The following is a 25,132-nucleotide window of genomic DNA, read 5'->3' on the forward strand; positions in this document are numbered from 1 at the left end:
GGGCGGGGGGCGACCACATGGTGACCAGGGGTGGGGGATGACGCGGGCGGGCATCGAAGCGCGCTACCGTCGCAGCACTACTGACAGACGCGGAAGGTGGCGACGAGGATGGCGGATCGGGCTACGGCGCAGATCGGTGTGACCGGGCTGGCGGTGATGGGCCGCAACCTGGCTCGGAACCTGGCTCGCAACGGGTTCACCGTGGCGTTGCACAACCGCTCGCCGGAGCGGACCCGGTCGCTGGTGGCCGAGCACGGCGACGAGGGCACCTTCGTCCCGACGGAGTCCCTTGCGGACTTCGTCGCCGCGCTGGAGCGCCCCCGCGCAGTGATCATCATGGTCAAGGCGGGCGGCCCCACCGACGCGGTGATCGACGAGTTGGTGCCGTTGCTCGAAGAGGGCGACATCATCATCGACTGCGGCAACGCGCACTTCGCCGACACCCGTCGGCGGGAGGAGGCGCTGCGGGCCCACGGCCTGCACTTCGTCGGCACCGGTGTCTCCGGTGGTGAGGAGGGCGCACTGTGGGGGCCGAGCATCATGCCGGGCGGCTCGGTCGAGTCGTACCGCAAGCTCGGCCCGATCTTCGAGAAGATCGCCGCGCAGGTCGACGGTGAGCCGTGCTGCCAGCACGTCGGGCCGGACGGCGCCGGGCACTTCGTGAAGATGGTCCACAACGGCATCGAGTACGCCGACATGCAGCTCATCGCCGAGGCGTACGACCTGCTGCGGGCCGGGCTGGGCGCGACGCCGTCGGAACTCGCGGAGATCTTCCGGGAGTGGAACACCGGCGAGCTGGAGTCGTTCCTGATCGAGATCACCGCCGACGTGCTGGCGCACACCGACGCCGCCACCGGCGAGGCGTTCGTGGATGTGGTGCAGGACCGGGCCGAGCAGAAGGGCACCGGCCGGTGGACCGTCCAGATCGCCCTCGACCTGGGCATCCCGATCACCGGCATCGCCGAGGCGACCTTCGCCCGGTCGCTGTCCGGGCACGTCGGGCAGCGTGAGGCCGCAGTCCGGGCCTTCCCCGACTCCGGGGAGAAGTGGCAGGTCACCGACCGCGAGGCGTTCATCGAGGATGTCCGCCGGGCCCTGCTGGCTTCGAAGATCGTGGCGTACGCCCAAGGCTTCGACCAGATCCGTGCCGGCAGCGCCGAGTACGACTGGAACATCGACCTGGGCGGCACCGCACGCATCTGGCGGGGCGGCTGCATCATCCGGGCCCGCTTCCTGGACCGGATCAAGCAGGCGTACGACGAGCAGCCGGAGCTGCCCACCCTGCTGGTGGCGCCGTGGTTCGCCGACACCGTGCGCGACGGCGTGCCGAGCTGGCGGCGGGTGGTGGCCGAGGCGGCGCAGGCCGGCGTCCCGACCCCCGCCTTCGCCTCGTCCCTGGCCTACTTCGACGCGCTGCGCGCCGAGCGGCTGCCCGCCGCCCTCATCCAGGGTCTGCGGGACAACTTCGGCGCACACACCTACCGTCGGGTCGACCGCGACGGTTCCTTCCACACCCTGTGGGCCACCCCGGACCGCGCCGAGGTCGAGGCCTGAGGGTCGCACCGGACCGCGCCGAGGTCGAGGCCCAAGGTCACACCCGATCGCGCCGGGGTCGAGGCCTGAGGGGTCACACCGTCAGGTCGACGCCTGAGCTGACGCTGACGCGCCCTGTCCCGGGACACCGGGACAGGGCGCGTCAGGTTACGGGGTCAGAAGAAGCGGCGACGCCGGGCCTTCTGGGGGCGCAGCAGGTCGGCTCCCCGGGTGAGCATGCGGCTGGCCCCGGACGGGCCGCGCCGCGACTCCAGCGTGTGACTGAGCCGGCGAGCACCCGCTGCCGCCAACGGAACCGCCACGGCCATCACCGCCCACTGGGCAACGCGCTTGCGGATCATGTGGTTTCACCTCCGTCAGTGGCTGCTGCCAGCGGTGGTACCCACTCCGGGCGGACACTATGCGTTCAGGTGGTCGGTGCCACCGGGTTGGGTAGCGCGCCGCCGAAGCGACGGTCCCGCTGGGCGTACAGCTCGCAGGCGTACCACAGGTGGCGGCGGTCGAAGTCCGGCCAGAGCGTGTCCAGGAAGACCAGTTCGGCGTACGCGCTCTGCCAGAGCATGAAGTTCGAGGTGCGCTGCTCACCGGAGGGCCGCAGGAACAGGTCCACCTCGGGCACCTCGGGGTGGTAGAGGTAGCGGGCGACGGTCTTCTCGGTCACCTTCGCCGGGTCGAGCCGGCCGGCGGCCACCTCCCGGGCGATCGCGGCGGCGGCGTCGGCGATCTCCGCCTGCCCGCCGTAGTTGACGCAGAACTGCAGGGTCAGCGTCGAGTTGCCCCGGGACATCTCCTCGGCGGTCTGCAACTCGCTGATCACGCTCTTCCACAGCCGCCCGGCCCGACCCGACCAGACCACCCGTACCCCGAGGTCGATCAGCTGGTCCCGGCGTCGACGGATGACGTCGCGGTTGAAGCCCATCAGGAACCGGACCTCGTCCGGCGAGCGCCGCCAGTTCTCGGTGGAGAAGGCGTACGCCGACAGGTAGGGGATGCCCATCTCGATGGCCCCCTCGACGGTGTCGAAGAGGGAGAACTCCCCCGCCTCGTGTCCCTTGGTGCGGGGCAGCCCCCGCTCCTTGGCCCAGCGGCCGTTGCCGTCCATCACCACGGCGACGTGCTTGGGCACCGCCCCCGGCGGCAGCGCCGGCGGCCGGGCACCCGACGGGTGCGGGGTCGGCGGCACCGGCTCGCGCCGGCCGGCCCTGGTGGATCGGATCACTCGGCTCTCCCCTGTTCACGCTCTGGGACCGCTGTGGTCGCCGGGCCACCCCGATCGACCAGCGGCAGCGAGCGTAGCGTGCGCTCCAGATGCCACTGCAGGTGCGCCGCGACGAGCCCGCTGCACTCCCGGCGTACCCCGGTGTCGGTGGCGTTGGCGACCCGCCAGTCTCCGCCGACAAGCGCGGACATCAGGTCGATGGTGGCCGGGGCGGGATGAGCGGCACCCGGGGGACGACAGTCCGGGCAGACCGCGCCTCCGGCGGGCACCGAGAAGGCCCGATGCCGGCCGGGGGTGCCGCAGACGGCGCAGGCGGTCAACGCGGGCGCCCAGCCGGCCAGGGCCATGCCCCGCAGCAGGTACGCGTCGAGCACCAGGGTGATGGCGTGTTCTCCCTGGGCGAGGGCCCGCAGCGCGCCCAGGGTGAGCTGGAACAGCCGCAACGACGGTTCCCGCTCCACCGGAGTGAGCCGCTCGGCGGTCTCGGCGATCGCGCTGGCCGCCGTGTAACGGGGATAGTCGCCGAGGAACCGCTTGCCGTACAGGTCGATCCCCTCGACCTGGCTGACCGTGTGCAGGGAACTGCCCAACTCCCCCTTGGGGTCACCGGCGAGTTGCAGGTCGACGTGGCCGAACGGCTCCAACCGGGCACCGAACTTGGAGGTCGTCCGGCGTACGCCTCGGGCCACCGCCCGCAGCCGGCCGTGCCGCCGGGTGAGCAGGGTGACGATCCGGTCGGACTCGCCGAGCTTCTGTACGCGCAACACCACCGCGTCGTCGCGGTAGAGCTGTCGGCGGTATCCGGCCATCGCGTCATTGTCCCTCCCGGCCGGACACCCGTCGGCACCCCGGGTCGGATTTCAGGGTCCGCTCCGGGTATCGGGGGCCGCTGACCCGGATGTGCCCCCACCAGCACCGGCGTTAGCGTGCTCGGCATGGCTGCACACCCGACCACTCCCCCTCGACCTGCTCGGCGTACCCCGGTCCGTCGGGTCGGCACGGTGATCGCCGCGGCGATCGCCCTGACCGTCCTGGCCGGCTGCAACAACCTCTCCTTCCGTCGGCTCGACTTCGACACCACCGAGGAAGCCAAGATCAGCAGCATCCGCCTGCTGCCGGGTGCCGGTGACGTGGTGGTCCGCGCCGACGGCGAACCGGACCGGATCCGCATCAAGCGGGTGGTCCGCTACCAGGGTGACGAGCCGGGCATCACGTACGAGATCAAGGGCACCGAACTGGTGCTGGACACCTCGTGCGGACGCCGGTGCAGCGTCTCCTACGAGGTGGTCGCGGGCGAGGGGGTCCGGGTCGAGGGCAGGACCGGTTCGGGCAACATCGACCTGAGCTGGGTGGGACAGGTCGAGGTGACTGTCGGCTCCGGCGACGTCCGGGTGGTCGGTGCCGCCGGCCCGGTCCGGGTGGAGAGCGGCTCCGGCGAGATCGAGGTGTACGACCTGACGTCCACCGTGGTGCTGCGGACCGGCTCCGGAGACATCACCGCCACCCGGCTGCGCGGGGAGGTGGACGCACAGGCCTCGTCGGGCAACGTGACGGTCGAGCTGGACGTGCCCGCCTCGGCCCGCGCGCACGCGTCGAGCGGCAACGTCGAGCTGCGGGTACCCGCCGGCAGCTACCAGATCCGGTCCGAGGCCGGTTCCGGTTCGGTCGACGTGAGCGTACCGAACGACCCGGCCGCCGCTCTGGTGCTCGACGTGCGGACGGGCAGCGGCGACATCTCCCTCATGACCCGGTGATGTCCCGGCCCCGCCGACCCGACACGGCGTCCTCCCGAGGCTCGGCCGACCGGTCACGCTGACCCGGTACGGCCATCTCGCCGGGCTCGGCGGCCCGATCGGGCGCGACACCGCGGCGGGGTTCCGCGTGCCCGCGGGCGGCCGGCACGGCGTGGTGGCGTCCGCCGGGGATCAACTCGGGCGGGCGCCCCGCCGCGACGTCCTCGACCCAGCCGACGAGTGCGGTGACCACCCCCACCAGCAGGAAGACCAGGATCACCCGGATCGCCAGGCCCAGCAGGTCCTGATGCGACCAGCCGAACACGTCCACCAGCGGGGTGAGCGCCACCACGAACGCCATGTGCCACAGGTAGACGGTCAACGCCCGGCGGTTCAGCACGGTGACCGCGCGACCGAAGACCGGGTTACGGTCCACCCAGTCCGCACTCGACGGGGCCCGGCCCAGCGCCACCAGGATGAACGCGGCCGACCAGAGGGCGTTGCCGAGCGGGTTGTCGTTCAGGTCGTAGCCGCGCGGCCCGGGGTGGGCCAGCAGCCAGGCACCGCCGGTCACCGCGAGGGCGAGCACGGTCGGCACCAGCACCCGGTTCGCCAGGCGGCGCAGCATCCCCGCCTGGTGGGCGAAGCCGAGCAGCCACGCACCGAAGTAGAGCCCGAACTCCCGCAGCACGCCGGGGGCGTTGGGGTAGATGCCCAACTCGATCGCCAACAGCAGGCAGTACGGGGCGAGCAGGGTGGGCAGTGGATAACGCCGGAACAGCCAGAGCGCGACCGGTGAGGCGAGCACGAACCACAGGTAGTCCCGCAGGTACCAGATCGGGCTCAGCGCCAACGCGCCCCAGTAGTTCGCCGGTGGATCGGCGACCGGGAAGAGCCAGAGCAGCACCTTCGGCGTCAGCGGCAACCCGGTCAGCAGCATCGCCGGTACGAAGATCGCGGCCACCACCCACAGCGACGGCAGCAGTCGACGCAGCCGACGGCCGACCGCGGTGGGGCCGGACCTGTGCAGCGAGGTCGCCATCAGCGACCCGGCCAGGGCGAACATCACCGACATCGCCGGGAACAGCAGGGTCAGCGACGCCCAACCGGTGACGTGGTAGACGACGACTCGCACGATGGCCAGGAAGCGCAGCAGGTCCAGGTATCGATTTCGCATCAGCCTGCATCTGTATCCGGGGGCATAGGTACGTCTCTCTACCCTCCGGGGTGGGCGGCGGAAACGCCCAGAGGCCCGGCCAGATAGTGAACCTTCCCATATGCCTGACCGGTACCGATCAGTCAGATGCGACGCGAGAAGTCCGGATTACCGGCGCTGTCAGAAGCCGAGTTTGCGCAGCTGCTTGGGGTCGCGTTGCCAGTCCTTGGCCACCCGCACATGCAGGTCGAGGTAGACCCGGGTGCCCAGCAGCTCCTCGATCTGCCGCCGGGCCGCGGTGCCCACCGCCTTGAGCCGGCTGCCCCGGTGCCCGATGACGATCGCCTTCTGGCTGGGCCGCTCGACGTACAGATCGGCGTAGATCTTCGTCAGCTGCCCCTCGGGGATCATCTCCTCGACCACCACCGCGATGGAGTGCGGCAGCTCGTCCCGGACACCCTCCAGGGCGGCCTCCCGGACCAGCTCCGCGACAAGCACCTGCTCCGGGTCGTCGGTGAGCATGTCGTCGGGATAGAGCTGCGGAGACTCGGGCAGGTACCGCGTCATCACCTCGACGAGCGTGTCCACCTGGTGACCGGCGACCGCGCTGACCGGTACCACCTCGGCGAACTCGCCCAGCTCGCTGACGGCGAGCAGCTGCTCGGCCAGCCGCTTCTTGTCCACCAGGTCGGTCTTGGTGACCACCGCCAGCACTGTCGCCTTCAACTCGGCCAGCTCGCCGGTGATGAACCGGTCGCCACGGCCGATCGGCTCGTCGGCGGGGATACACAGGCCGATCACGTCGACCTCGCTCCAGGTCTGCCGGACCAGGTCGTTGAGCCGCTCGCCGAGCAGGGTGCGCGGCCGGTGCAGACCCGGGGTGTCCACGAGCACGAGCTGCGAGTCCGGCCGGTGCAGCACCGCCCGGATGATGTGCCGGGTGGTCTGCGGCTTGTTCGAGGTGATGGCGATCTTCTGCCCGACGATCGCGTTGGTGAGCGTGGACTTGCCGGCGTTGGGTCGACCGACGAAGCAGGCGAAGCCCGCCCGGTAGGCGCGCGGCATCGGCTCGGCGCTCACTCGGTCACCGTGCCGAGCACCGTGCCGTCCGGCGCGGCCACGTGCACCGGCGCATCGGCGGCCAGGTCGCGGACGGCCGCGTACCCCGCACCGTCGAGAGTGGATGCCTCGGTGACCACGGCAGCGGCCTCCAACCGGGTGGCGCCGGCCGCCGCCGCCGAGGCGACCGCCAACTGCAACGCGGTGATCGTCAACGAGGGCAGCGACACGCTGGCCGCCGCGTACGTCCGACCGTCCTGGTCGCGGACCGCGGCGCCCTCCACGGCACCCACCCGACCCCGGGCTCCCCGGGCCAGGATGACCAGCTTGCCGTCCTCGGCGCTGAGCTCGGAGCCGGCGGGTACGGCGGCTGGTACGGCAGGTGACTCAGGCATCGGCGGGTTGCCTCTCCTCTGATCGATCGGTGTCGCCCCGGGAGGCGGTCGGCCCACCGCCCGGGTTGTCCTGGGTGTCGGTCGGCTCGACCCGGCGCACCAGCACCGTGTCGATCCGGTTGCGTCGGCCGGTGGTGCCCTCGGCGAGCAGCTGCAGCCCGGCCACCTCGACCTCCGCTCCGGGGATCGGCACCCGGCCGAGGCACTGGGCGAGCAGGCCGCCGACGGTTTCCACCTCGTCGTGCGGCAACTCGGTGTCGAACAGTTCGCCGAGATCCTCGACCGGCAGTCGGGCGGTGACCCGCACCGCGCCGTCGGGCAGTTGCTCGATCGGCGGACGCTCGACGTCGTACTCGTCGGTGATCTCGCCGACGATCTCCTCCAGGATGTCCTCGATGGTGACCAGCCCGCCGGTGCCGCCGTACTCGTCGACGACGATCACCAGATGGTTGCGGGCGGCCTGCATCTCCGACAGCAGGTCGTCGACGGGCTTGGAGTCCGGCACGAACGTGGCCGGGCGCATCAGCTCGGCCACCGGCAGCTGACGGTCCTCGGCGGCACCACCCTGGGTACGCCGGATGAGGTCCTTGAGGTAGAGCACACCGAGCACGTCGTCGACGCTCTCGCCGATCACCGGGATGCGGGAGAACCCGGAACGCAGGAACAGCGCCAACGCCTGCGCCAGCGTCTTGGTCGACTCGATCCACACCATCTCGGTACGCGGCACCATGACCTCGCGGGCGATGGTGTCACCGAGCGCGAAGACCGAGTGGATCATCTGCCGTTCGCCGTGTTCGACGACGCCCCGCTGCTCCGCGAGGTCGACAAGTTCGCGCAGCTCGACCTGGGTGGCGAAGGGTCCTTCCCGGAACCCGCGACCCGGCGTGACCGCGTTGCCGATCAGGATCAGCAGCGATGCGAGGGGGTTGAGTGCCCGGCCGAGCCAGCGCACCAGCGGCGCGGCGAACCGGGCCACCGCGTACGCGTGCTGTCGCCCGATGGTGCGCGGACCCACACCCACCGCGACGAAGCTGACCACGGTCATCGCCCCGGCGGTGACCAGCGCCGCCCGCCAGCCCGCACCGAAGGTGTCCACCGCGACCAGGGCCACAAGCGTGGTGGCGGTCAGCTCGGCAAGCAGCCGCAGCAGGAGCAGCAGGTTGAGGTGGCGGACCACGTCACCGGCGACCAGTTGCAGGGTGGGCGCGCCCCGCGCACCCTCCCGGGCCAGCTCGGCGGCCCGAGCCGGCGAGACCGCGGCCAGGGCGGCCTCGGTCATCGCGATGAGACCGCCGAGCACCACCAGCCCGGCGGCGAAGGCGAGTAGTTGCAGGTCGGGTAGGCCGGTGGCGGACGCGGCCAGCGAGGTATCCATCACTGGGTGCGGGTCGACCGCCAGCTCGACAACAACCGGGCCTGGAGCCCGAACATCTCCCGCTCCTCCTCCGGCTCCGCGTGGTCGTAGCCGAGCAGGTGCAGGACGCCGTGCACGGTGAGCAGGTGCAGCTCGTCGGCGGCGCTGTGACCCGCGGTGGCCGCCTGCTTCGCCGCCACCTCCGGGCAGAGCACGATGTCACCGAGCAGGGCCGGCTCTCCGCCGACGGCCGCGTTCTCACCCGGCCCGTGGTCGATGCTGCCCTCGTCCATGGGGAAGGCGAGCACGTCGGTCGGGCCGTCGCCACCCATCCAGCGATGGTTCAGCTCGGTCATGTAGCCGACGTCGACAAGCAGCACGGACAGCTCGGCGAGGGGGTTGACCCCCATCTCGTCGAGTGCGTGCCGGGCGACGGCCAGCACGGCGTCGGTGTCGACGGCGACACCCGACTCGTTGGCGATCTCGATGGACAACTGTCTTCCCTCGGTCTTAGCGGCGCCGACCGGCGCGGTTGCCCTGGGCGTTGCGCCCCGGCACCGCGTGCACGGCCTGCGCCTGCTGATTCTCCCGCTCGGCGTCCCAGCGGGCGTACGCGTCGACGATCTCACCCACCAGTCGGTGGCGTACCACGTCGGCGCTGGACAGCTGCGCGAAGTGCACGTCCTCGACGCCGGCCAGGATCTCCCGGACGACCCGAAGGCCGCTTGTCGTCCCACCGGGCAGGTCGACCTGGGTGACGTCACCGGTCACCACGATCTTCGAGCCGAAGCCGAGCCGGGTGAGGAACATCTTCATCTGCTCGGGCGTGGTGTTCTGCGCCTCGTCGAGAATGATGAACGCGTCATTCAACGTGCGGCCCCGCATGTACGCCAGCGGGGCGACCTCGATCGTGCCCGCCGCCATCAGCTTCGGGATCGTCTCCGGGTCGAGCATGTCGTGCAGCGCGTCGTAGAGCGGGCGCAGGTACGGGTCGATCTTCTCGTTGAGCGTGCCGGGCAGGAAGCCCAGCCGCTCCCCCGCCTCGACGGCGGGCCGGGTCAGGATGATCCGGTTGATCTGCTTGGCCTGCAACGCCTGGACGGCCTTGGCCATGGCGAGGTAGGTCTTGCCGGTACCGGCCGGGCCGATGCCGAAGACGATGGTGTGCGCGTCGATCGCGTCGACGTAGCGCTTCTGCCCGAGCGTCTTGGGCCGGATGGTGCGCCCGCGCCGGGAGAGGATGTTGAGGGTGAGCACCTCGGCGGGTCGTTCCGTGCCACCCTGTTCGAGCATGCCGACGGTACGCCGGACAGCATCTGTGGTCAGGGTCTCGCCTTTCTCGATGAGTTCGAGCAGCTCGCTGAAGATCCGCTCGGCGAGGGCATTGTCGGCGGGCGCGCCGGTGATGGTGATCTCGTTGCCCCGCACGTGCACGTCGCTGTTCACCGAGCGCTCGACCAGTCGCAGGATCTCGTCACCCGCGCCGAGCAGGTTCACCATGATCTTCGAGTCGGGGACGGTGATCCTGGTCTGCACCCGGGGTGGGCCGGGAGGTGGGGTGCCGGTCATAGGTCGGGCCGAAGGGCCCTGCGCCACCTGCTCTCGATCTCGGTGCCGGGCCTGGCGCCACGGCGTGCTGACGTTACCTCCATCGTATCGGGTCGCCCGCGCGGACACGCTGCCCAATTCCGCCGGCACGACACAGGCGTACACGAGCGGACGAAACGCCATAAAAGGCGCGGCTGTCCGGGCGGGTCAGGCCCGGAAGTCGTACCCGTCGAAGGCCTCCTGGTGCCGGGTGAACCGGTATGTCGCCCAGTGCATCCGGACCACCACCCCGGCACCGTCGCGGGTCAGCCGGAGCAACTCGCCGACCTCCCGCCCGGCGACCGTACGGAACACGTCCGGCCGGTCCGGTTGCGGCGCGAAGACCGCCGGCGGCTTGCCCGGCGGATCGTCCGCGCCCCGGGCCTGGAGGGTCCCGTCCCGCCAACTGAACACGTACTGGAAGCCTTCGCCCCACCAGCGGCCGAGCAGCCCACGCAGCTGGGCGGGGGCCGGGTCGCCGGGTCGCCACGGAGTGATCTCGGCGGGGTCGTGCTCGACGGCGGCGGCGAGCAGCCGGTGCGGCAGCTCCAGCAGCTCCGCCGAGGTGCCCGAGGAGCCCAGCACGGCAGCCCCGAAGGCGGCAGGGGTGCCCTCGCCGCCCCGGCGGCCGTACGCCCCGGCCAGGAATCCGGGCATGGCGCCGTCGTGCCCGACGTGCACCACCCGGTCGCCCTGCGGCACCAGGATCAGGCCGAGGCCGAACCCGGCGTTCCAGAGCGCCTCGTCGGTGACCGTGACCGGCCAGCGCATCTCTTCCAGGGTGGCCGGGCCGAGCACCCGGCCGGTCGCGTCCATCGCCGCCGGGTCGGCCAGGAAGGCCGCCCAACGGGCCATGTCGGTGGCCGTGCTCCAGAGCTGGGCGGCCGGGCCGACGGCACCGAAGTCGGTCGGCGGCTCCGGATGCGCCTCGTCGGAGTACGCGTCGACCAGGTAACCGGTGGCCGCCCGAGGGCCTGGCGAAACCGTGGTGCTGGTCAGTCCGAGCGGAGTCAGCACCCGCTCGGTAAGCACCTCGGCCCAGGTGCTTGCGCGTACCTGGCCGACCAGCCGGCCGAGCAGCGCCATGCCGAGGTTGGAGTAGTGGAAACGCCGGCCGGGCGGCAACACCCGCTCGGCCCGGTCCAGCTCGGCGACGAGTTGGTCGGCGTCGGGCACCCGCAGCGTGTCCCAGACGTCGCCGTACGGCTCGCGTTGCAGGCCCGCGGTGTGCGACAGCAACCGGCGTACGGTCAGCTCGCCGTGCGCCGGCAGGTCCAGGTGCCGGCCCAACCGATCGTCGAGGTCGAGCAGCCCGTCGTCGCGACACTGCATGACCAGTACGGCGGTGAAGGTCTTGGTCACCGACCCGATCCGGAACCGGGTCTGTTCGTCGAGCGCGGTGTCGTTGCCGGTGCCGCCGACCGTGCACGTCCACAGCGCCCGGTCGGCCCGGTGCACGGCGGCCGAGACCGCCGGCACCCGAGCCTGCGCCTGGACCCGCCGCACCAGCCGTTCGAGCTGCTGGGCGGCGGCGGTACGGCCGGCGGCCGAACTCACGCCACGCTCCGGGCCAACATCGGTCCGAGCGGCGCACCGCCCAGCACGTGCGCGTGCACGTGGAAGACCTCCTGGCCGCCGTAGGGGCCGGTGTTGAACATCAGCCGGAAGCCGTCGCCGAGCAGCCCCTCGTCCTCGGCCACCGCGGCGGCCGTGGCGAGCACCTCACCGGCCAGCGCCGGGTCGCCCTGGCCGAGGGTGGCCACGTCGGCGTAGTGCTCCTTCGGGATGACCAGCACGTGCACCGGCGCCTTCGGGTCGATGTCGCGGAAGGCGAGCGTGGTGGGGGTCTCGCGGACCACCGTGGCCGGGATCTCCCCGGCGACGATCCGGCAGAACAGACAGTCAGTACTCACCCGGGCAGTGTAAGGAAGGGCCCCTGCTTAACGCCTCAGGTAGAGCAAGGGCCCCTTGTTAACACCACCGCGCAGGTACGGCAGGATGTCGCCCATGGCGGAACGGGCAGTGCTGGTCACGGGCGGTTCACGGGGCATCGGGCGGGCGGTGGTGCAGGCCTTCGCCGCCTCCGGCGACCGGGTGGCCATCCACCACCGCGACTCGGCCGACCTGGCCGAGCAGCTGCGGGCCGACCTGCCGGGCACCGGCCACGTGGTGGTCCGCGCCGACCTCGCCGACCCCGACGCCGTACGGGCGATGGTGGACGAGGCCGCCGACCGCCTCGACGGGCTCGACGTACTTGTCAACAACGCCGGCGTGTTCGGGCCGGCCGACCCGCCGCACCCCGTCTTCGGCAGCAGCTACGAGCAGTGGCGGCAACGCTGGCGCGAGGTCTGCGACACCAACCTGTTCGGGGCGGCCAACGCCGCCTGGTGCGCCGCCCAGCACATGCGCACGCGAGGTGGGCGAATCGTCAACGTCTCCTCGCGCGGCGCGTTCCGCGGCGAGCCGACCAATCCGGCGTACGGCGCTAGCAAGGCCGGTCTCAACGCGATGGCCCAGTCGTTGGCGGTGGCCCTGGCGCCGTACGGCATCGCGGTGGCCACGGTCGCGCCCGGCTTCGTCGAGACGGACATGACCAACGAGCACCTGAAGGCACCGCGTGGCGACGCCATCCGGGCGCAGAGCCCGTTCGACCGGGTGGCCCGGCCCGAGGAGATCGCCGCCGCCGTGCACTGGCTGGCCAGCCCCGAGGCGGAGTGGGCCTCCGGCACCATCATCGACCTCAACGGCGCCTCCTACCTGCGCACCTGACGCAGCAGGCCGACAGCGGGGTCTACCAGCGCAGGAGGCGGGTGGCGAGGACGGCCAGGGCGGCCACGCCGGCGGTGGAGGTACGCAGCACCGAGGGGCCGAGGCGGACCGGGTGCGCGCCGGCCTCCTCAAACGTTGCCAGCTCGGCCGGGGTGATGCCGCCCTCGGGGCCGACCACCAGCACGATCTCGCCCGCCTCGGGCAGCTCGACGGTGGTCAGCCGGTCGGTCGCCTCCTCGTGCAGGACGTAGCCGGCGGCGGCGCCGGAGATGCGTCGGGCCACCGATGCGGTGGACTCGTCCGGCGCGCCTGCCACCACGGGCAGCCACGCCCGGCGGGCCTGCTTCGCCGCCTCGCGGGCCGTGGCCACCCACTTGTCCCGGGCCCGTACGCCCCGGTCTCCGCGCCACTGCGCGACCGACCGGCCGGCCGCCCAGGGGACGATCTCGTCCACGCCCGCCTCGGTCATCGCCTGTACGGCCAGTTCACCCCGGTCACCCTTGGCGATGCCCTGCACCACCACCAGCCGGGGGTTCGCCGCGTCGACGTACCCCCGGTCGGTGATCTCGAGGTCGAGGGTGCCCCGGCCGACGGCGCTGACCACGGCGGCGGCCGTGCCGCCCCGGCCGTCGCCGAGCAGCAGTTCCTCGCCGACCCGTAGCCGTTGCACGGTGGCGGCGTGGTGCCCTTCGGGGCCGTCGAGCACCATCGTGTCGGCGGCGGGCAGCGACTCGACCAGGAACAGCGGAGCGGACACGGGACGCCGGTCAGCCGTGACCGTTGAACGCGTCGCGCATCCGGGAGAAGAAGCCGCCCTGCTTGGTCAGCTCGGCGACCTCCTCGCCCCGGGTCTTGGCGAAGTCGCGCAGCATCCGCTCCTGGTCGGCGTCGAGCTTGGTCGGGGTACGCACGTCGAGGTGGACGTAGAGGTCACCACGACCGGTCCCACGCAGGTGGGGCACGCCCCGGGCGCGCAACCGCAGCGTGCTGCCGGGCTGGGTGCCCGCCTTGACGTCGACCGGTTCCTCGCTGTCGAGCGTCTTGATGGTCAGCCGGGTGCCGAGCGCCGCGGCGGTCATCGGCACGGTGACCCGGCAGTGCAGGTCGTCGCCCTTGCGGGAGAAGACGTCGTGCGGCCGCTCGTGGATCTCGACGTAGAGGTCACCGGCGGTGCCACCACCCGGACCGACCTCGCCCTGCTGGGCCAGCCGGATCCGCATGCCGTCCTCGACCCCGGCCGGGATCTTGACGGTCAGCGACCGGCGGGTCCGCACCCGCCCGTCACCGGCGCAGGTCGGGCAGGGGTGCGGGATGGTGGTGCCGTAGCCCTGGCAGACGGTGCACGGCCGGGCGGAGACCACCTGACCGAGGAAGGTGCGCTGCACCGACTGCACCTCGCCCCGGCCACCGCACGCCTCGCAGGTCGCCAGGTGGGTGCCGGCGGCGGTGCCCGCACCGGAGCAGGTGGTGCAGAGCACCGCGGTGTCCACGGTGATCGGCGCTTCCACCCCGAAGGCGGTCTCCTGCAGGTCCAGTTCCAGCCGCAGGATCGCGTCGGCACCCGGTCGGGTACGCGGTCGCGGTCCCCGGCCGGCGCCGGTGGCCCCGCCGAAGAAGGCGTCCATGATGTCCTGGAAGCCGACGAACGGCCCGGCGCCGCCGGGCCCGCCCGGGCCACCGGCACCGCCACCGCCCGGGGCCAACGGGTCGCCGCCGAGGTCGACGATCTGTCGTTTCCGATCGTCCGAGAGGACCTCGTACGCGGCGTTGATGTCCTTGAACTTCTCCTGTGCCTCCGGATCCGGATTGACGTCCGGGTGGAATTGCCGCGCGAGCTTGCGGTACGCGCGCTTGATCTCGTCATCGGAGGCGCCCCGGCTGACGCCGAGAATGCCGTAGTAGTCCCTGGCCACTGCGTTCCGTGTCCTCGTGTTCGTCTCGCGTTACGCCGGTCGGCGGCGGCAGCCCACCGTCGGCCCTGACTGATCAGTTCTGGGCCAGCAGCTCGCCCACGTAGCGTGCCACGGCCCTCACCGTGGCGATGGTCCCGGGGTAGTCCATCCGGGTCGGCCCCAGCACGCCCATCCCCCCGACGATCGTCGCGCCCGGGCCGTAGCCGGTGCTGACCACGGAGGCCGCCCGCAGGTTGTCGATCTCGTTCTCGTCACCGATGCGTACCCGTAGCGTGCTCGGCTCCACCTCGCCGATGAGTTTGAGCAGCACGACCTCCTCCTCGAGGGCTTCGAGGATCGGCCGCAGGGAACCCTGGAAGTCCAGTAGACCGCCGCGGGCGAGGTTGGCGGTGCCGGCCAGCGCGATCCGCTCCTCGTGCCGCTCGACAAGTGTCTCCAGCAACACGGTGGACAGGGTGGTCATGGCACCACGCAGATGCGGAACGCACTCGTCGATGAGGGCCTGCACCAGCGGTGGGGTCTCCGACAACTGGATGCCGACCAGCTTCTCGTTGACCGTCCGACGCAGGTCCAGCACGTCGTCGGCGTGGATCGGGGCGGGCAGTTCGACCAGCCGCTGCTCGACCCGCCCGGTGTCGGCTATCACGACGAGCATCAGTCGGGTGGTGGAGATCGGCACCAGCTCCAGATGCCGTACGCGGGACCGGGCCAGGCTCGGGTACTGCACCACGGCGACCTGCCGGGTCAGCTGCGCCAACAGCCGGACGGTGCGGTGCACCACGTCGTCGAGGTCGACCGCGCCGGCCAGGAACCGCTCGATCGCCCGGCGTTCGGCCGGGCTGAGCGGCTTGACCCGGCTCAACCGGTCGACGAACAGCCGGTAGCCGCGGTCGGTGGGCACTCGACCGGCGCTGGTGTGCGGCTGCCGGATGTAGCCCTCTTCCTCCAGCACGGCCATGTCGTTCCTGACGGTGGCCGGCGAGACACCGAGCTGGTGCCGCTCGACCAGGGCCTTGCTGCCGACCGGCTCCTGGGTGGCGACGTAGTCCTCGACAATCGCCCGCAGTACGGCGAGCTTGCGGTCGTCGAGACCCATCTCCCACCTCCTGTCGCAGGTCAGTGTCGAGCGTCACCCACCGTCGGCGGGCGCCCTGGCACTCGACTGTAGCGAGTGCCAGTCTACGTCGAGGCTCCCGGCAGCGCGATGATCAAGAAAACGGAGTTGTCCGCAGTCCGATCGGGGACTTGACACTCGCCGGTGTCGCTATGGTGCGCCATTGCCGCTGGCACCTACCGTGAGCCCATGACTGAACCACCTCGTCCCCCGAGTTTCGGCGACGATCCCACGGCTCCCGTTTCCGGATCGTCTGGCCAGGGCGGCTATCCCCCGCCCGGCGGCTACCCGCCGCCCGGTGACCAGCCCCCGCCGGCCGGCTACCCGCCGCCGGGTGGTTATCCGCCGCCCGGCGGTTATCCGCCCCCCGGTGTCGGCTACCCGACCGGCGGCTACGGCGCGCCCGGCGGCGGCTACGGCAGCAACGAAGACAAGACCTGGGCCCTGATCGCCCACTTCGGCGGCCCGCTCGGCGTGGTCGTCGGTGGTGGCCTGCTCGGCTGGGTCGCCCCGCTGATCGCGAACATGACCCGCGGGCAGCAGTCCCCGGTCGTCCGGGCGCACGCCGTCGCGGCCCTGAACTTCCAGCTCACCTGGGCGATCGCCGGGCTGCTGAGCTGGGTGCTCACCGCAATCACCTGCGGCATTCTGTTCTTCGTCCCGTTCCTGGCCGCGATCGTGCCGGTGATCTTCGGCATCATCGGCGGCGTCAAGGCCAATGAGGGCGCCCTCTACCGGTACCCGATGAGCTACTCCTTCGTGAAGGCCTGATCCCTGAGCCCGTCATCAGGGCAGCAGGTCACGCACCACGGCGTCGGCGAGCAGCCGGCCGCGCAGGGTCAACACCGCGCGGCCGGCCGCGTGGGCGGGAGCGGCCAGCAGGCCGTCGGTCACCGCCCGCGCCGCCGCCGCGCGACCGGCGTCGTCGAGCACGTCCAGCGGCAGGCCGTCGGCAAGCCGCAGCCGGAGCATGACCTCCTCCATCCGGGCCTCGTCGGCGGTCAGCACCTCCCGCGCCAGTCCGGGTGACCGGCCGGCGGCCAGGCGTTGGGCGTACGCCGTGGGGTGTTTGACGTTCCACCAGCGCACCCCACCGACGTGGCTGTGCGCCCCCGGCCCGAGGCCCCACCAGTCGCCGCCGGTCCAGTAGAGCAGGTTGTGCCGGCACCGGGCCGATGGCGTACGGGCCCAGTTGGACACCTCGTACCAGGAGAAACCGGCCGCGTCGAGGGCGGCCTCGGCGGCCAGGTAACGGTCCGCGGCGACGTCGTCGTCCGGGTACGGCAGTTCACCGCGACGCATCCGGGCGGCCAGTCGGGTGCCGTCCTCGACGATCAGGGCGTACGCGCTGACGTGGTCGGCACCCGCCGCCACGACCTGGTCCAGCGAGGCGGCGAAGTCCTCCGGCCGCTCCCCCGGCGTCCCGTAGATCAGATCCAGGTTGACGTGGTCGAACCCGGCGTCCCGGGCCTCCAGCGCGGCGGCCGTGGCCCGACCGGCGCTGTGTCGACGGTCGAGCACGGCGAGCACCCCGGGGGCGACCGACTGCATGCCCAGCGAGATCCGGGTGTAGCCGGCGGCCCGCAGTTCCTTGAGGGAGGCGGGGGTGACCGACTCGGGGTTGGCCTCGGTGGTCACCTCGGCGTCGGCGGCCAGTCCCCAGGTGCGGTCGATGGCGTCGAGGATGCGGGCCAGGTCGTCGGCGGGCAGCAGGGTGGGGGTTCCACCGCCGACGAAGACGGTCTCCACCCGGCGGGGCGGACGGTCGCCCAGCACCCGCGCGGCGAGGGCCAGCTCGGCCAGCACGGTGTCGGCGTAGCCGTCCCGGCTCGCGCCGCCGCCCAGCTCCTGCGCCGTGTAGGTGTTGAAGTCGCAGTAGCCGCAGCGACTGGCGCAGAAGGGCACGTGCACGTACACGCCGAAGCCCTGGTCACCGACGCTCGCTCGGGCGGATGCGGGCAACGACCCGTCGGTCGGGACGGGTTCGCCTGCTGGAAGGACGCCGGGCATGGCCACTAGTGTGCCCTCCCATGACCTCTCCCGACGCGCTGGTACGGGTCACCACGGCCCGCGGGGTGAGCACCCTCACCCTGGACAGCCCACACAACCGCAACGCTCTCTCCACGCCGTTGATGACCCAACTGCTGGCCGGGCTGGACGCCGCGGTCGCCGACGACACGGTCCGGGTGATCGTGCTGGACCACACCGGCCCGGTCTTCTGTTCCGGGGCGGACCTGAAGGAGACGGCGGCGGCGTACGCCAGCGGGACGGTGCCCGCCGGGATGCTGGGTGACGTGCTCGCGGCGGTCTGGCAGTGCCCGAAGCCGGTGCTGGCCCGGGTCGCCGGCCCGGCCCGAGCCGGTGGTCTGGGCCTGATCGCGGCGGCCGACCTGGCGATCTGCGCCGCCGAGGCCACCTTCGCCTTCACCGAGGTACGCATCGGGGTGATCCCGGCGGTGATCTCGGCGACCGTGCTGCCCCGGCTGCATCCCCGGGCGGCGGCCGAGCTGTACCTGACCGGCGACACCTTCGACGGCCGGCGGGCGGCGCAGATCGGTCTGGTCACCGCCGCGGTGCCGGCCGACGAGTTGGACGCCGCGGTGCAGCGCTACCTCGACTCGCTGGTGCGGGGCGCTCCGTCGGCGCTGGCCGGGGCGAAGGAACTGCTGCGCCGCCCACCCGCCACCGACCTGCGCGCCGAACTTGCGGAGCTGGGCACCCTGTCCACCCGCTACTTCCTGTCCGGCGACGGCATCGAGGGGGTCACCGCGTTCCGGGAGAAGCGTCCGCCGCGCTGGGTCGCCGAACTCGACAGGTGAGGATCGGCCGCCATCGGGGAACTTCCGTCCCGACGCGGATCGCGCGCTCGCGGTGGAACTGGACGGACGACCCAGGTCGGGCGCTGAGGGACGTACGCTTTCGGCGGACGTCGTACGGGAGGTGTGGGTGCGAACTCGGGTGGTCGTGGGCGGTTTCCTGGTCGTCGTGCTGGTCGCCGTGATCGGCATCGTGCTCGGCATGCGGCAGGTGGGAGAGCGACTACGGCTGCCCTTGGCCAGCCGGGCCTGCACCGTGCAGGCCGACGGGAAGGTGACCCTGGACGCTCACCAGATGGCCAATGCGGCGACCATCGCGGCCATCGGCATCCAGCACGAGCTTCCCGACCGGGCCGTGGTGGTGGCGCTCGCCACCGCCTACCAGGAGTCCGGGCTGCGCAACCTGGCCGGCGGGGACCGCGACTCGGTAGGCCTGTTCCAGCAGCGGCCGAGCCAGGGTTGGGGCAGTCCCGAGGAGATCCGTGACCCCCGGTACGCGGCCGACCGGTTCTACGCCGCGCTGAAGAAGGTGCGCGGCTGGCAGGACATGCGGGTCACCGACGCGGCGCAGAAGGTGCAGCGGTCCGCCTTCCCGGAGGCGTACGAGAAGTGGGCCGACGAGTCGGAGGTGCTCACCCGCGCGCTGCTCGGCCACGCCACGGGTGCGGTGGTCTGCACCTTCGGCGACGATCCGGCGATGCGGGGCGAGGCTGCCGCCACCGCGCTGACCCAGGGTCTCAACCTCGACTGGGGGTTGACCGGCTCGGCGACCACGGCGCATCTGACCGGGCTCACGGTCACGGCGGCGAACCAACTCGATGGCTGGCGGTACGCGCACTGGCTGGTCGCCCACGCCAACGATCACGGAGTGAAGCGGGTGCGCTTCGGCGACCTGGAGTGGACCAACCGGGGTGGTTCGTGGAGCCGGGTCGGTGACGGTTCGCGGGAGCATGCCGAGGTCGTCGCCGAGGTCTTCGCGGACGCCTGACAGACCCCGATCTCCTTACCCGCAGTAACCGCAAAAACCGGCATTCCGCCATTAATGGCCCAGCATCGCCACTCTGGGTGACTAGTGGTAGTCGCTCAGCTGCGGTGCGTCGTCATCATCGCAGGGATCGATGTGGGCGGTCCGACAGCCGGTGCGATCGCGCGTTACGATCGGCCACCTGTGCCAGAAATGGTTTCACCTCTTGGGGAGGGTACGACGTGGCTTTCGACTACGGCGACCGCACCGGCTATGAACCGATCAGTGACGTCGACCGCAAGGAGTTCCACGAGCAGGGCTTTCTCCTGCTGCGCAACGTCCTGACCGAGGACCACCGGGCCGCCCTCGAAGCCGCGGTCGACCGGGTGTACGCCGAGGAGAAGGCCAAGGGCAAGACCACCAAGGACGGCACCCTGCACCTGCTGGGCTTCCTTGAGCGCGACGAGCTCTTCGGCGACCTGCTCACCCACCCGATCGCCTTCCCGTACATGTGGGGCCTGGCCGGGTGGAACATCTACAGCCACCACAACCACCTCGACGTGACTCCTCCGGCGCTGGAGCCGGAGAAGCCGTACTGGGGGTGGCACCAGGACGGGTACCGGCAGAACTCCGACCCGGAGACGATGGACCCGAACCTGCCCCGGCCGATGTTCTCGCTGAAGGTCGCCTACGTGCTCTCCGACCTGTCGGAGACCGGCCGCGGCGCCACCAAGGTCATCCCGGGCAGCCACCTGTGGAACTCGCTGCCGCGTCCGGCGGACACCACGGTGCACAACCCGGACCCGGAGGGCACCGTCGAGATCACCGCCAACCCGGGCGACGCCTTCATCTTCGACCGCCGCCAGTGGCACTCGCGGTCGACGAACCTGTCGACCATCACCCGCAAGATGCTCTTCGTCGGCTACACCTACCGGTGGATCCGTCCCCTCGACGAGCTGCACATCGACAAGAACGGCGAGTGGTGGAACAACCGCACGCCGGTGCAGCGCCAGCTCTGCGGTGAGGGCACCCACACCGCGAACTACTGGGGCATCAACTGGGACGGCTACATCGACGACGAGATCCCGCTGCGCAAGGAACTCAAGCAGCGCGGCCTGCTCAACCGCAACATCCCCTGGCTCCGCTGAGCATGCAAGGAAGGGCACCTTATTAACGCCTCGCGTACTAAAGGGTGCCCTTCTTAACACCCGGCAGCACCTCGCGGCACCCACCGCCGCACCGGTGCTGATGAGAGCAAGATGCGCACGAGAAAGGCACCCGACCACTCAGGTCGGGTGCCTTTCTTTGTGATCAGCGATTACCGGTGGGTGACGCCCCGGCGACTGCGGCCGACCCCGGCGACCAGCGCGACCGCGATGGCGGCCAGCAGCACCTGGAGCATCAGCTCCCGCCAGTCGATGCCGGCGGTCTCGGCGAAGCCGGAGGCGCGGGCGATCACGGTACCGAGCAGCGCGGCACCGACACCGATGAGCATGTGCAGCCAGATCGGCATGGGCTGACGGCCCGGCACCACCAGGCGGCCCAGTGCGCCGACGATCAGACCGACGATCAGCGCGGTGATGATGCCCCAGACGGTGAGCTCCATGGTCGCTCTCCTTCACAAAAGACGATCCACATTTGTGGTTTTCCTGTCGTGACCGCCTAATGCCCGACCCGCGAAGAACTCAAACCGACCTATGCCGGTCGACAGTCCACCGGTCTCACCGCCCTGCCCGTACCCGTGGGTCAACACGGTTTCGCCGCAATGGCGGTCACCGGATTGCCTGGTGACCGCCATTGCGGCGAAACGACTACCGCACCCGAGGGGGCTACTTCTTGCCGGTGGGCTTCCCGTCCCCGGAGTCGGAGGAGAGCGCGGCGATGAAGGCCTCCTGCGGGACCTCCACCCGGCCCACCATCTTCATCCGCTTCTTGCCTTCCTTCTGCTTCTCCAGCAGCTTGCGCTTGCGGCTGATGTCACCGCCGTAGCACTTGGCGAGCACGTCCTTGCGGATCGCCCGGATGGTCTCCCGGGCGATGACCCGGCTGCCGATGGCGGCCTGGATCGGCACCTCGAACTGCTGGCGCGGGATCAGGTTGCGCAGCTTCGCGGCGATCGTGGTGCCGTAGGCGTACGCCTTGTCCTTGTGCACGATGGCACTGAACGCGTCCACCGGCTCGCCGTGCAGCAGGATGTCGACCTTCACCAGGTCGGACGCCTGCTCGTCGGTGGGCTCGTAGTCAAGCGAGGCGTAGCCCTTGGTGCGGCTCTTGAGCTGGTCGAAGAAGTCGAAGATGATCTCCGCCAGCGGCAGCGTGTAGCGCAGCTCCACCCGGTCGGCGGAGAGATACTCCATGCCGAGCAGGCTGCCCCGACGGCTCTGGCACAGCTCCATCACCGCACCGACGTAGTCGTTCGGGGTCAGCACACTGGCCCGCACCGTCGGCTCGTACACCTCGGCGATCTTGCCGGTGGGGTACTCGCTCGGGTTGGTGACCACGACCTCCTGGCCGTCCTCGGAGATGGCCCGGTAGACCACGTTCGGCGCGGTGGAGATCAGATCCAGGTTGAACTCCCGCTCCAGCCGCTCGCCGATGATCTCCAGGTGCAGCAGGCCGAGAAAGCCGCAGCGGAACCCGAAGCCGAGCGCACCGGAGGTCTCCGGCTCGTAGGTCAGTGCGGCGTCGTTGAGCTTGAGCTTGTCCAGTGCGTCGCGCAGGGCCGGGTAGTCCGAGCCGTCGATCGGGTAGAGGCCCGAGTAGACCATCGGCTTCGGGTCCTTGTAGCCGCCGAGCGGCTCGGCCGCCGGGCGCCCGTTGATGGTGACCGTGTCACCGACCCGGGACTGGCGGACGTCCTTCACACCGGTGATCAGGTAGCCGACCTCGCCGACGCCGAGCGCATCGGACTTCACCATCTCCGGCGAGATGACGCCGATCTCCAGCAACTCGTGCACCGCGCCGGTGGACATCATCTTGATCCGGTCGCGGGCGCTGATCCGCCCGTCGATCACCCGGACATAGGTGACCACGCCCCGGTAGACGTCGTACACCGAGTCGAAGATCATCGCGCGGGCCGGCGCGTCGGCGTCACCGACCGGCGGGACGAACTGCCGGACGATCTCGTCGAGCAGGTGCGGCACACCCTCACCGGTCTTGCCGGAGACCTTGATGCAGTCCGCCGGGTCACCGCCGATCAGGTGGGCCAGTTCCTCGGCGTACTTCTCCGGCTGGGCGGCCGGCAAGTCGATCTTGTTGAGCACCGGGATGATGTGCAGGTCGTTCTCAAGGGCGAGATACAGGTTGGCCAGGGTCTGCGCCTCGATGCCCTGGGCGGCGTCGACAAGCAGGATCGCGCCCTCGCAGGCGGCCAGCGAGCGGGACACCTCGTAGGTGAAGTCGACGTGCCCCGGGGTGTCGATCATGTTGAGCACGGCCTGCTCGCCGGCCCGCTCACCATCGCGGATGGTCCACGGCATCCGTACGGCCTGGCTCTTGATCGTGATGCCGCGCTCGCGCTCGATGTCCATCCGGTCGAGGTACTGCGCACGCATCTGCCGAGGGTCGACCACGCCGGTGAGCTGCAACATCCGGTCGGCCAGGGTCGACTTCCCATGGTCGATGTGAGCGATGATGCAGAAGTTCCTGATCCGCGCCGGGTCGGTGGCACCAGGAGCGTTCGCGCCGGTATCGAGCGTCGGTGGCACAGCGGTCCGTTCTGGTCGGCTGACGTGAGCAGGCCGGCTCGTGCCGGCCCCCTCTATGCTCCCACGTCCCCGCCGAGCGTCGGCCGGGCGTCCGTCACTCCTGTGGCGGCTCCACGAACAGGGCCGCGAGCTTGGGCAACCGACGCCGGGCCTCGTCGGCGTCGTCGAAGTCCCAGAAGTCGTTCAGGTCGGGCACCGGCGGCGATTCGCGGTCGGTGGGGAGTTCGGTCGCGGTCGCCTTGCGGTACGCGTCCCACGGCACCGCCAGCATGTCCTCGCACTCGAACTCCTCGCCGCTGAGCGAGGCGGACCGCACCCGCGGCAGGTCGGCCAGCGAGTCCGGCTCGGCCACCGCGCGGGCGAAGACCTCCCGGCCCTGTGCCATCAACCAGCCCCGGAAATACTCGAAGCCGTCGTCGGAGGCACCGCCGTTGATCAGGTACGCCGCACCCCAGAGGTCGACCCGGTAGGAGGCGGTGAGGACGCGCTGTTGGTGGCGGGCGTACCCGATGATCTCCTCGGGGTCGCGGGCCGCGAGCAGCGCGACCGCCCGAGCGGCGATGGCGTCCGGCTCTCCCCCACCGGACCGGGCGCTGTCGATCAACTGCCAGAACTCGTCGGTCCTCATGGCCTGGCAGTCTGGCAGACGCCGCCACCACCACCGCACGGCGCGCGGACGCCACGCGCGGTTGCCGGCCACCCTTGCGTGGTCGCTCCCCGGCCGCGCCGGCCGGCCGCGCCGCGCCCCTCGGTAGCCGGGCCGCGCGGTGGCGCTGCCGCCGGGGCAGCATGGTGGGGTGAGCAACCCGTCTGCGTCGCCCGTGTCGTACCACGCCACCGCCCAGCGGCCCGGCTGGGCGGCCCTGCCGGCGGCGGTCCGGGCCGCGTTGTCGGCCCGCCTCGGCACGCCGGTGGTCCAGGCCCGGGTCGCCACCGCCGGGTTCACCCGGGGTTTCGCCGCGGTGCTGCGCACCGCCGACGGCGGCAGCGCATTCGTCAAGGCCGCGGCCCGCGCCGAGCAGCCACACCTGGTCGACTGGTACGCCCGGGAGGCCGCCATCCTCACCCGGCTACCCGCCGGGCTGCCCGTTCCACGACTGCGCTGGACGCTGTGGGAGGCGGGCTGGTACGCGCTCTGCCTCGACCCGGTCGACGGGCACACACCCCGACTGCCGTGGGACCCGACGGAGTTGGACGCCACCCTCGCCGGGTTCGTCGACATCGCCGCCGCGCTCGCCGAGCCGCCGACCGAACTCGCCGACCTCGGGCTGCCCCGCCTCGCCGACCTGGCCCGCGAGGACATCCTCTGGTGGGGCGAGGTGGCCGCCGGCCGGGAAGCGGCACCACCGCTACCCGCACCGGTGGCGGGCCGGCTGGCCGAACTGGTCGCGCTGGAGTCGAAACTGCCCGGGTACGCCGCCGGGACGACCGGCCTGACCCACGGTGACCTGCGGGTGGACAACATCCTGATCGGTGCCGACGCGACCGCCTGGTTCTGCGACTGGACCTGGCTGTGTCACGGACCGGCCTGGTTCGACCTGGCCGGGCTGTTGATCACCGGGTACGCCAGCGGACTGGACGTGGACACCCGTTTCGCCGCCCACCCGGCCGCCGCCGACGCGCCGGCCGACGCCCTGGACGTGACCCTGGCCGCCCTGGCCGGCTACCACCTGACAGCCGCCGCCTCTCCCCCACCGACCGCGTCGGCCCAGCTACCCGCCCACCAGCGGTGGACCGGCGAGCAGGCGCTGGCCTGGCTGGCCCGCCGCCAGGCGTGGACCTGACTGGTCGG

At 71.3% G+C, this 25,132-nt stretch carries 26 protein-coding genes; 8 read left to right on the plus strand and 18 right to left on the minus strand.

All coding sequences use genetic code 11. The features are described 5' to 3' along the window. Nucleotides 1–108 precede the first annotated feature (108 nt). The gene (gene gnd / locus C1A38_RS19360) at nucleotides 109–1,554 is read left to right on the plus strand and encodes an NADP-dependent phosphogluconate dehydrogenase (RefSeq protein ID WP_102659181.1); all 1,446 of its coding nucleotides are present in this window, start codon (nucleotides 109–111) and stop codon (nucleotides 1,552–1,554) included. Nucleotides 1,555–1,709: 155 nt separating this feature from the next. Here the strand turns inward: gnd and C1A38_RS19365 are convergent, their stop codons facing one another. From C1A38_RS19365 to recO, 3 genes are all read right to left on the minus strand, one after another. Next, nucleotides 1,710–1,895, minus strand: a complete 186-nt coding sequence (locus C1A38_RS19365; protein ID WP_013735380.1) for a hypothetical protein — start codon at nucleotides 1,893–1,895, stop codon at nucleotides 1,710–1,712. Nucleotides 1,896–1,960: 65 nt separating this feature from the next. Continuing rightward, nucleotides 1,961–2,737: an isoprenyl transferase gene (locus C1A38_RS19370; protein WP_199180260.1), complete on the minus strand. Its 777-nt coding sequence runs from the start codon at nucleotides 2,735–2,737 to the stop codon at nucleotides 1,961–1,963. Between the two features lie 32 nt (nucleotides 2,738–2,769). Then, nucleotides 2,770–3,582: a DNA repair protein RecO gene (gene recO, locus C1A38_RS19375; protein WP_013735382.1), complete on the minus strand. Its 813-nt coding sequence runs from the start codon at nucleotides 3,580–3,582 to the stop codon at nucleotides 2,770–2,772. Between the two features lie 126 nt (nucleotides 3,583–3,708). On the opposite strand from recO, the gene C1A38_RS19380 reads away from it, so the two are divergent. Further along, nucleotides 3,709–4,527 (plus strand): DUF4097 family beta strand repeat-containing protein, encoded by an 819-nt coding sequence (locus tag C1A38_RS19380; protein ID WP_233196909.1) that lies wholly within the window; start codon nucleotides 3,709–3,711, stop codon nucleotides 4,525–4,527. Here C1A38_RS19380 and C1A38_RS19385 read toward each other — a convergent pair. From C1A38_RS19385 to C1A38_RS19420, 8 genes are all read right to left on the minus strand, one after another. Beyond that, entirely contained in the window at nucleotides 4,514–5,683 is a 1,170-nt protein-coding gene (locus C1A38_RS19385; protein ID WP_102659184.1) for an acyltransferase family protein, read from the minus strand. The genes C1A38_RS19380 and C1A38_RS19385 overlap by 14 nt on opposite strands. Nucleotides 5,684–5,842: 159 nt before the next feature. Continuing rightward, nucleotides 5,843–6,727 carry a GTPase Era gene (gene era, locus C1A38_RS19390; RefSeq protein ID WP_102659217.1) on the minus strand — a complete coding sequence of 295 codons (885 nt, stop codon included), beginning with the start codon at nucleotides 6,725–6,727 and terminating at the stop codon, nucleotides 5,843–5,845. A gap of 11 nt (nucleotides 6,728–6,738) precedes the next feature. Next, nucleotides 6,739–7,116: a cytidine deaminase-like protein gene (locus C1A38_RS19395; RefSeq protein WP_102659185.1), complete on the minus strand. Its 378-nt coding sequence runs from the start codon at nucleotides 7,114–7,116 to the stop codon at nucleotides 6,739–6,741. Then, nucleotides 7,109–8,515, minus strand: a complete 1,407-nt coding sequence (locus tag C1A38_RS19400; protein ID WP_199180261.1) for a hemolysin family protein — start codon at nucleotides 8,513–8,515, stop codon at nucleotides 7,109–7,111. The genes C1A38_RS19395 and C1A38_RS19400 overlap by 8 nt, the downstream gene beginning before the upstream one ends. Next, nucleotides 8,491–8,964, minus strand: coding sequence for an rRNA maturation RNase YbeY (gene ybeY, locus C1A38_RS19405; RefSeq protein ID WP_102659187.1), 474 nt, complete (start codon nucleotides 8,962–8,964; stop codon nucleotides 8,491–8,493). Before ybeY ends, C1A38_RS19400 begins: the two co-directional genes overlap by 25 nt. A gap of 16 nt (nucleotides 8,965–8,980) precedes the next feature. Beyond that, on the minus strand, nucleotides 8,981–10,039 hold the full coding sequence (locus C1A38_RS19410) for a PhoH family protein (RefSeq protein WP_102659188.1): 1,059 nt from the start codon (nucleotides 10,037–10,039) through the stop codon (nucleotides 8,981–8,983). A 186-nt stretch (nucleotides 10,040–10,225) separates the two neighbouring features. After that, nucleotides 10,226–11,614 carry a serine hydrolase domain-containing protein gene (locus C1A38_RS19415; protein ID WP_102659189.1) on the minus strand — a complete coding sequence of 463 codons (1,389 nt, stop codon included), beginning with the start codon at nucleotides 11,612–11,614 and terminating at the stop codon, nucleotides 10,226–10,228. Next, nucleotides 11,611–11,970 (minus strand): histidine triad nucleotide-binding protein, encoded by a 360-nt coding sequence (locus tag C1A38_RS19420; protein ID WP_102659190.1) that lies wholly within the window; start codon nucleotides 11,968–11,970, stop codon nucleotides 11,611–11,613. Before C1A38_RS19420 ends, C1A38_RS19415 begins: the two co-directional genes overlap by 4 nt. Before the next feature lie 94 nt (nucleotides 11,971–12,064). Here C1A38_RS19420 and C1A38_RS19425 point away from each other — a divergent pair, with 94 nt between their 5' ends. Further along, a complete protein-coding gene (locus tag C1A38_RS19425; protein ID WP_102659191.1) occupies nucleotides 12,065–12,826 on the plus strand; it encodes an SDR family NAD(P)-dependent oxidoreductase in 762 nt (253 codons plus the stop codon). Between the two features lie 22 nt (nucleotides 12,827–12,848). Here the strand turns inward: C1A38_RS19425 and C1A38_RS19430 are convergent, their stop codons facing one another. From C1A38_RS19430 to hrcA, 3 genes are all read right to left on the minus strand, one after another. Next, nucleotides 12,849–13,583 carry a 16S rRNA (uracil(1498)-N(3))-methyltransferase gene (locus C1A38_RS19430; RefSeq protein ID WP_102659192.1) on the minus strand — a complete coding sequence of 245 codons (735 nt, stop codon included), beginning with the start codon at nucleotides 13,581–13,583 and terminating at the stop codon, nucleotides 12,849–12,851. A 10-nt stretch (nucleotides 13,584–13,593) separates the two neighbouring features. After that, nucleotides 13,594–14,739 carry a molecular chaperone DnaJ gene (gene dnaJ / locus C1A38_RS19435; RefSeq protein WP_102659193.1) on the minus strand — a complete coding sequence of 382 codons (1,146 nt, stop codon included), beginning with the start codon at nucleotides 14,737–14,739 and terminating at the stop codon, nucleotides 13,594–13,596. A 73-nt stretch (nucleotides 14,740–14,812) separates the two neighbouring features. Further along, nucleotides 14,813–15,835: a heat-inducible transcriptional repressor HrcA gene (gene hrcA / locus C1A38_RS19440; RefSeq protein WP_102659194.1), complete on the minus strand. Its 1,023-nt coding sequence runs from the start codon at nucleotides 15,833–15,835 to the stop codon at nucleotides 14,813–14,815. Nucleotides 15,836–16,042: 207 nt separating this feature from the next. Here hrcA and C1A38_RS19445 point away from each other — a divergent pair, with 207 nt between their 5' ends. Beyond that, on the plus strand, nucleotides 16,043–16,624 hold the full coding sequence (locus tag C1A38_RS19445) for a DUF4870 domain-containing protein (RefSeq protein WP_102659195.1): 582 nt from the start codon (nucleotides 16,043–16,045) through the stop codon (nucleotides 16,622–16,624). A 15-nt stretch (nucleotides 16,625–16,639) separates the two neighbouring features. On the opposite strand, the gene hemW is transcribed toward C1A38_RS19445, so the two are convergent. Next, nucleotides 16,640–17,863 carry a radical SAM family heme chaperone HemW gene (gene hemW / locus C1A38_RS19450; RefSeq protein WP_102659218.1) on the minus strand — a complete coding sequence of 408 codons (1,224 nt, stop codon included), beginning with the start codon at nucleotides 17,861–17,863 and terminating at the stop codon, nucleotides 16,640–16,642. Between the two features lie 20 nt (nucleotides 17,864–17,883). On the opposite strand from hemW, the gene C1A38_RS19455 reads away from it, so the two are divergent. The 3 genes from C1A38_RS19455 (at nucleotide 17,884) to C1A38_RS19465 (ending at nucleotide 20,781) form a co-directional block, all read left to right on the plus strand. Continuing rightward, nucleotides 17,884–18,672, plus strand: coding sequence for an enoyl-CoA hydratase-related protein (locus tag C1A38_RS19455; RefSeq protein ID WP_102659196.1), 789 nt, complete (start codon nucleotides 17,884–17,886; stop codon nucleotides 18,670–18,672). A 121-nt stretch (nucleotides 18,673–18,793) separates the two neighbouring features. Beyond that, complete coding sequence (locus tag C1A38_RS19460; RefSeq protein WP_043721689.1) at nucleotides 18,794–19,657, plus strand: hypothetical protein; 864 nt, start codon at nucleotides 18,794–18,796, stop codon at nucleotides 19,655–19,657. 218 nt (nucleotides 19,658–19,875) lie between these two features. Next, on the plus strand, nucleotides 19,876–20,781 hold the full coding sequence (locus C1A38_RS19465) for a phytanoyl-CoA dioxygenase family protein (RefSeq protein ID WP_102659197.1): 906 nt from the start codon (nucleotides 19,876–19,878) through the stop codon (nucleotides 20,779–20,781). Nucleotides 20,782–20,951: 170 nt separating this feature from the next. On the opposite strand, the gene C1A38_RS19470 is transcribed toward C1A38_RS19465, so the two are convergent. The 3 genes from C1A38_RS19470 to C1A38_RS19480 all read right to left on the minus strand — a co-directional run bounded on the left by C1A38_RS19470 (nucleotide 20,952) and on the right by C1A38_RS19480 (nucleotide 23,968). Further along, nucleotides 20,952–21,239, minus strand: coding sequence for a GlsB/YeaQ/YmgE family stress response membrane protein (locus tag C1A38_RS19470; RefSeq protein ID WP_013735401.1), 288 nt, complete (start codon nucleotides 21,237–21,239; stop codon nucleotides 20,952–20,954). Between the two features lie 223 nt (nucleotides 21,240–21,462). Next, a complete protein-coding gene (gene lepA, locus C1A38_RS19475) occupies nucleotides 21,463–23,340 on the minus strand; it encodes a translation elongation factor 4 (RefSeq protein ID WP_102659198.1) in 1,878 nt (625 codons plus the stop codon). Nucleotides 23,341–23,434: 94 nt separating this feature from the next. Continuing rightward, nucleotides 23,435–23,968, minus strand: coding sequence for a DUF4240 domain-containing protein (locus C1A38_RS19480; RefSeq protein ID WP_102659219.1), 534 nt, complete (start codon nucleotides 23,966–23,968; stop codon nucleotides 23,435–23,437). Between the two features lie 169 nt (nucleotides 23,969–24,137). Here C1A38_RS19480 and C1A38_RS19485 point away from each other — a divergent pair, with 169 nt between their 5' ends. After that, a complete protein-coding gene (locus tag C1A38_RS19485) occupies nucleotides 24,138–25,124 on the plus strand; it encodes a phosphotransferase family protein (RefSeq protein ID WP_233196910.1) in 987 nt (328 codons plus the stop codon). Nucleotides 25,125–25,132: the final 8 nt, after the last annotated feature.

This window comes from Verrucosispora sp. ts21, from assembly GCF_002879555.1.
GTDB classification, from domain to species: domain Bacteria; phylum Actinomycetota; class Actinomycetes; order Mycobacteriales; family Micromonosporaceae; genus Micromonospora; species Micromonospora gifhornensis.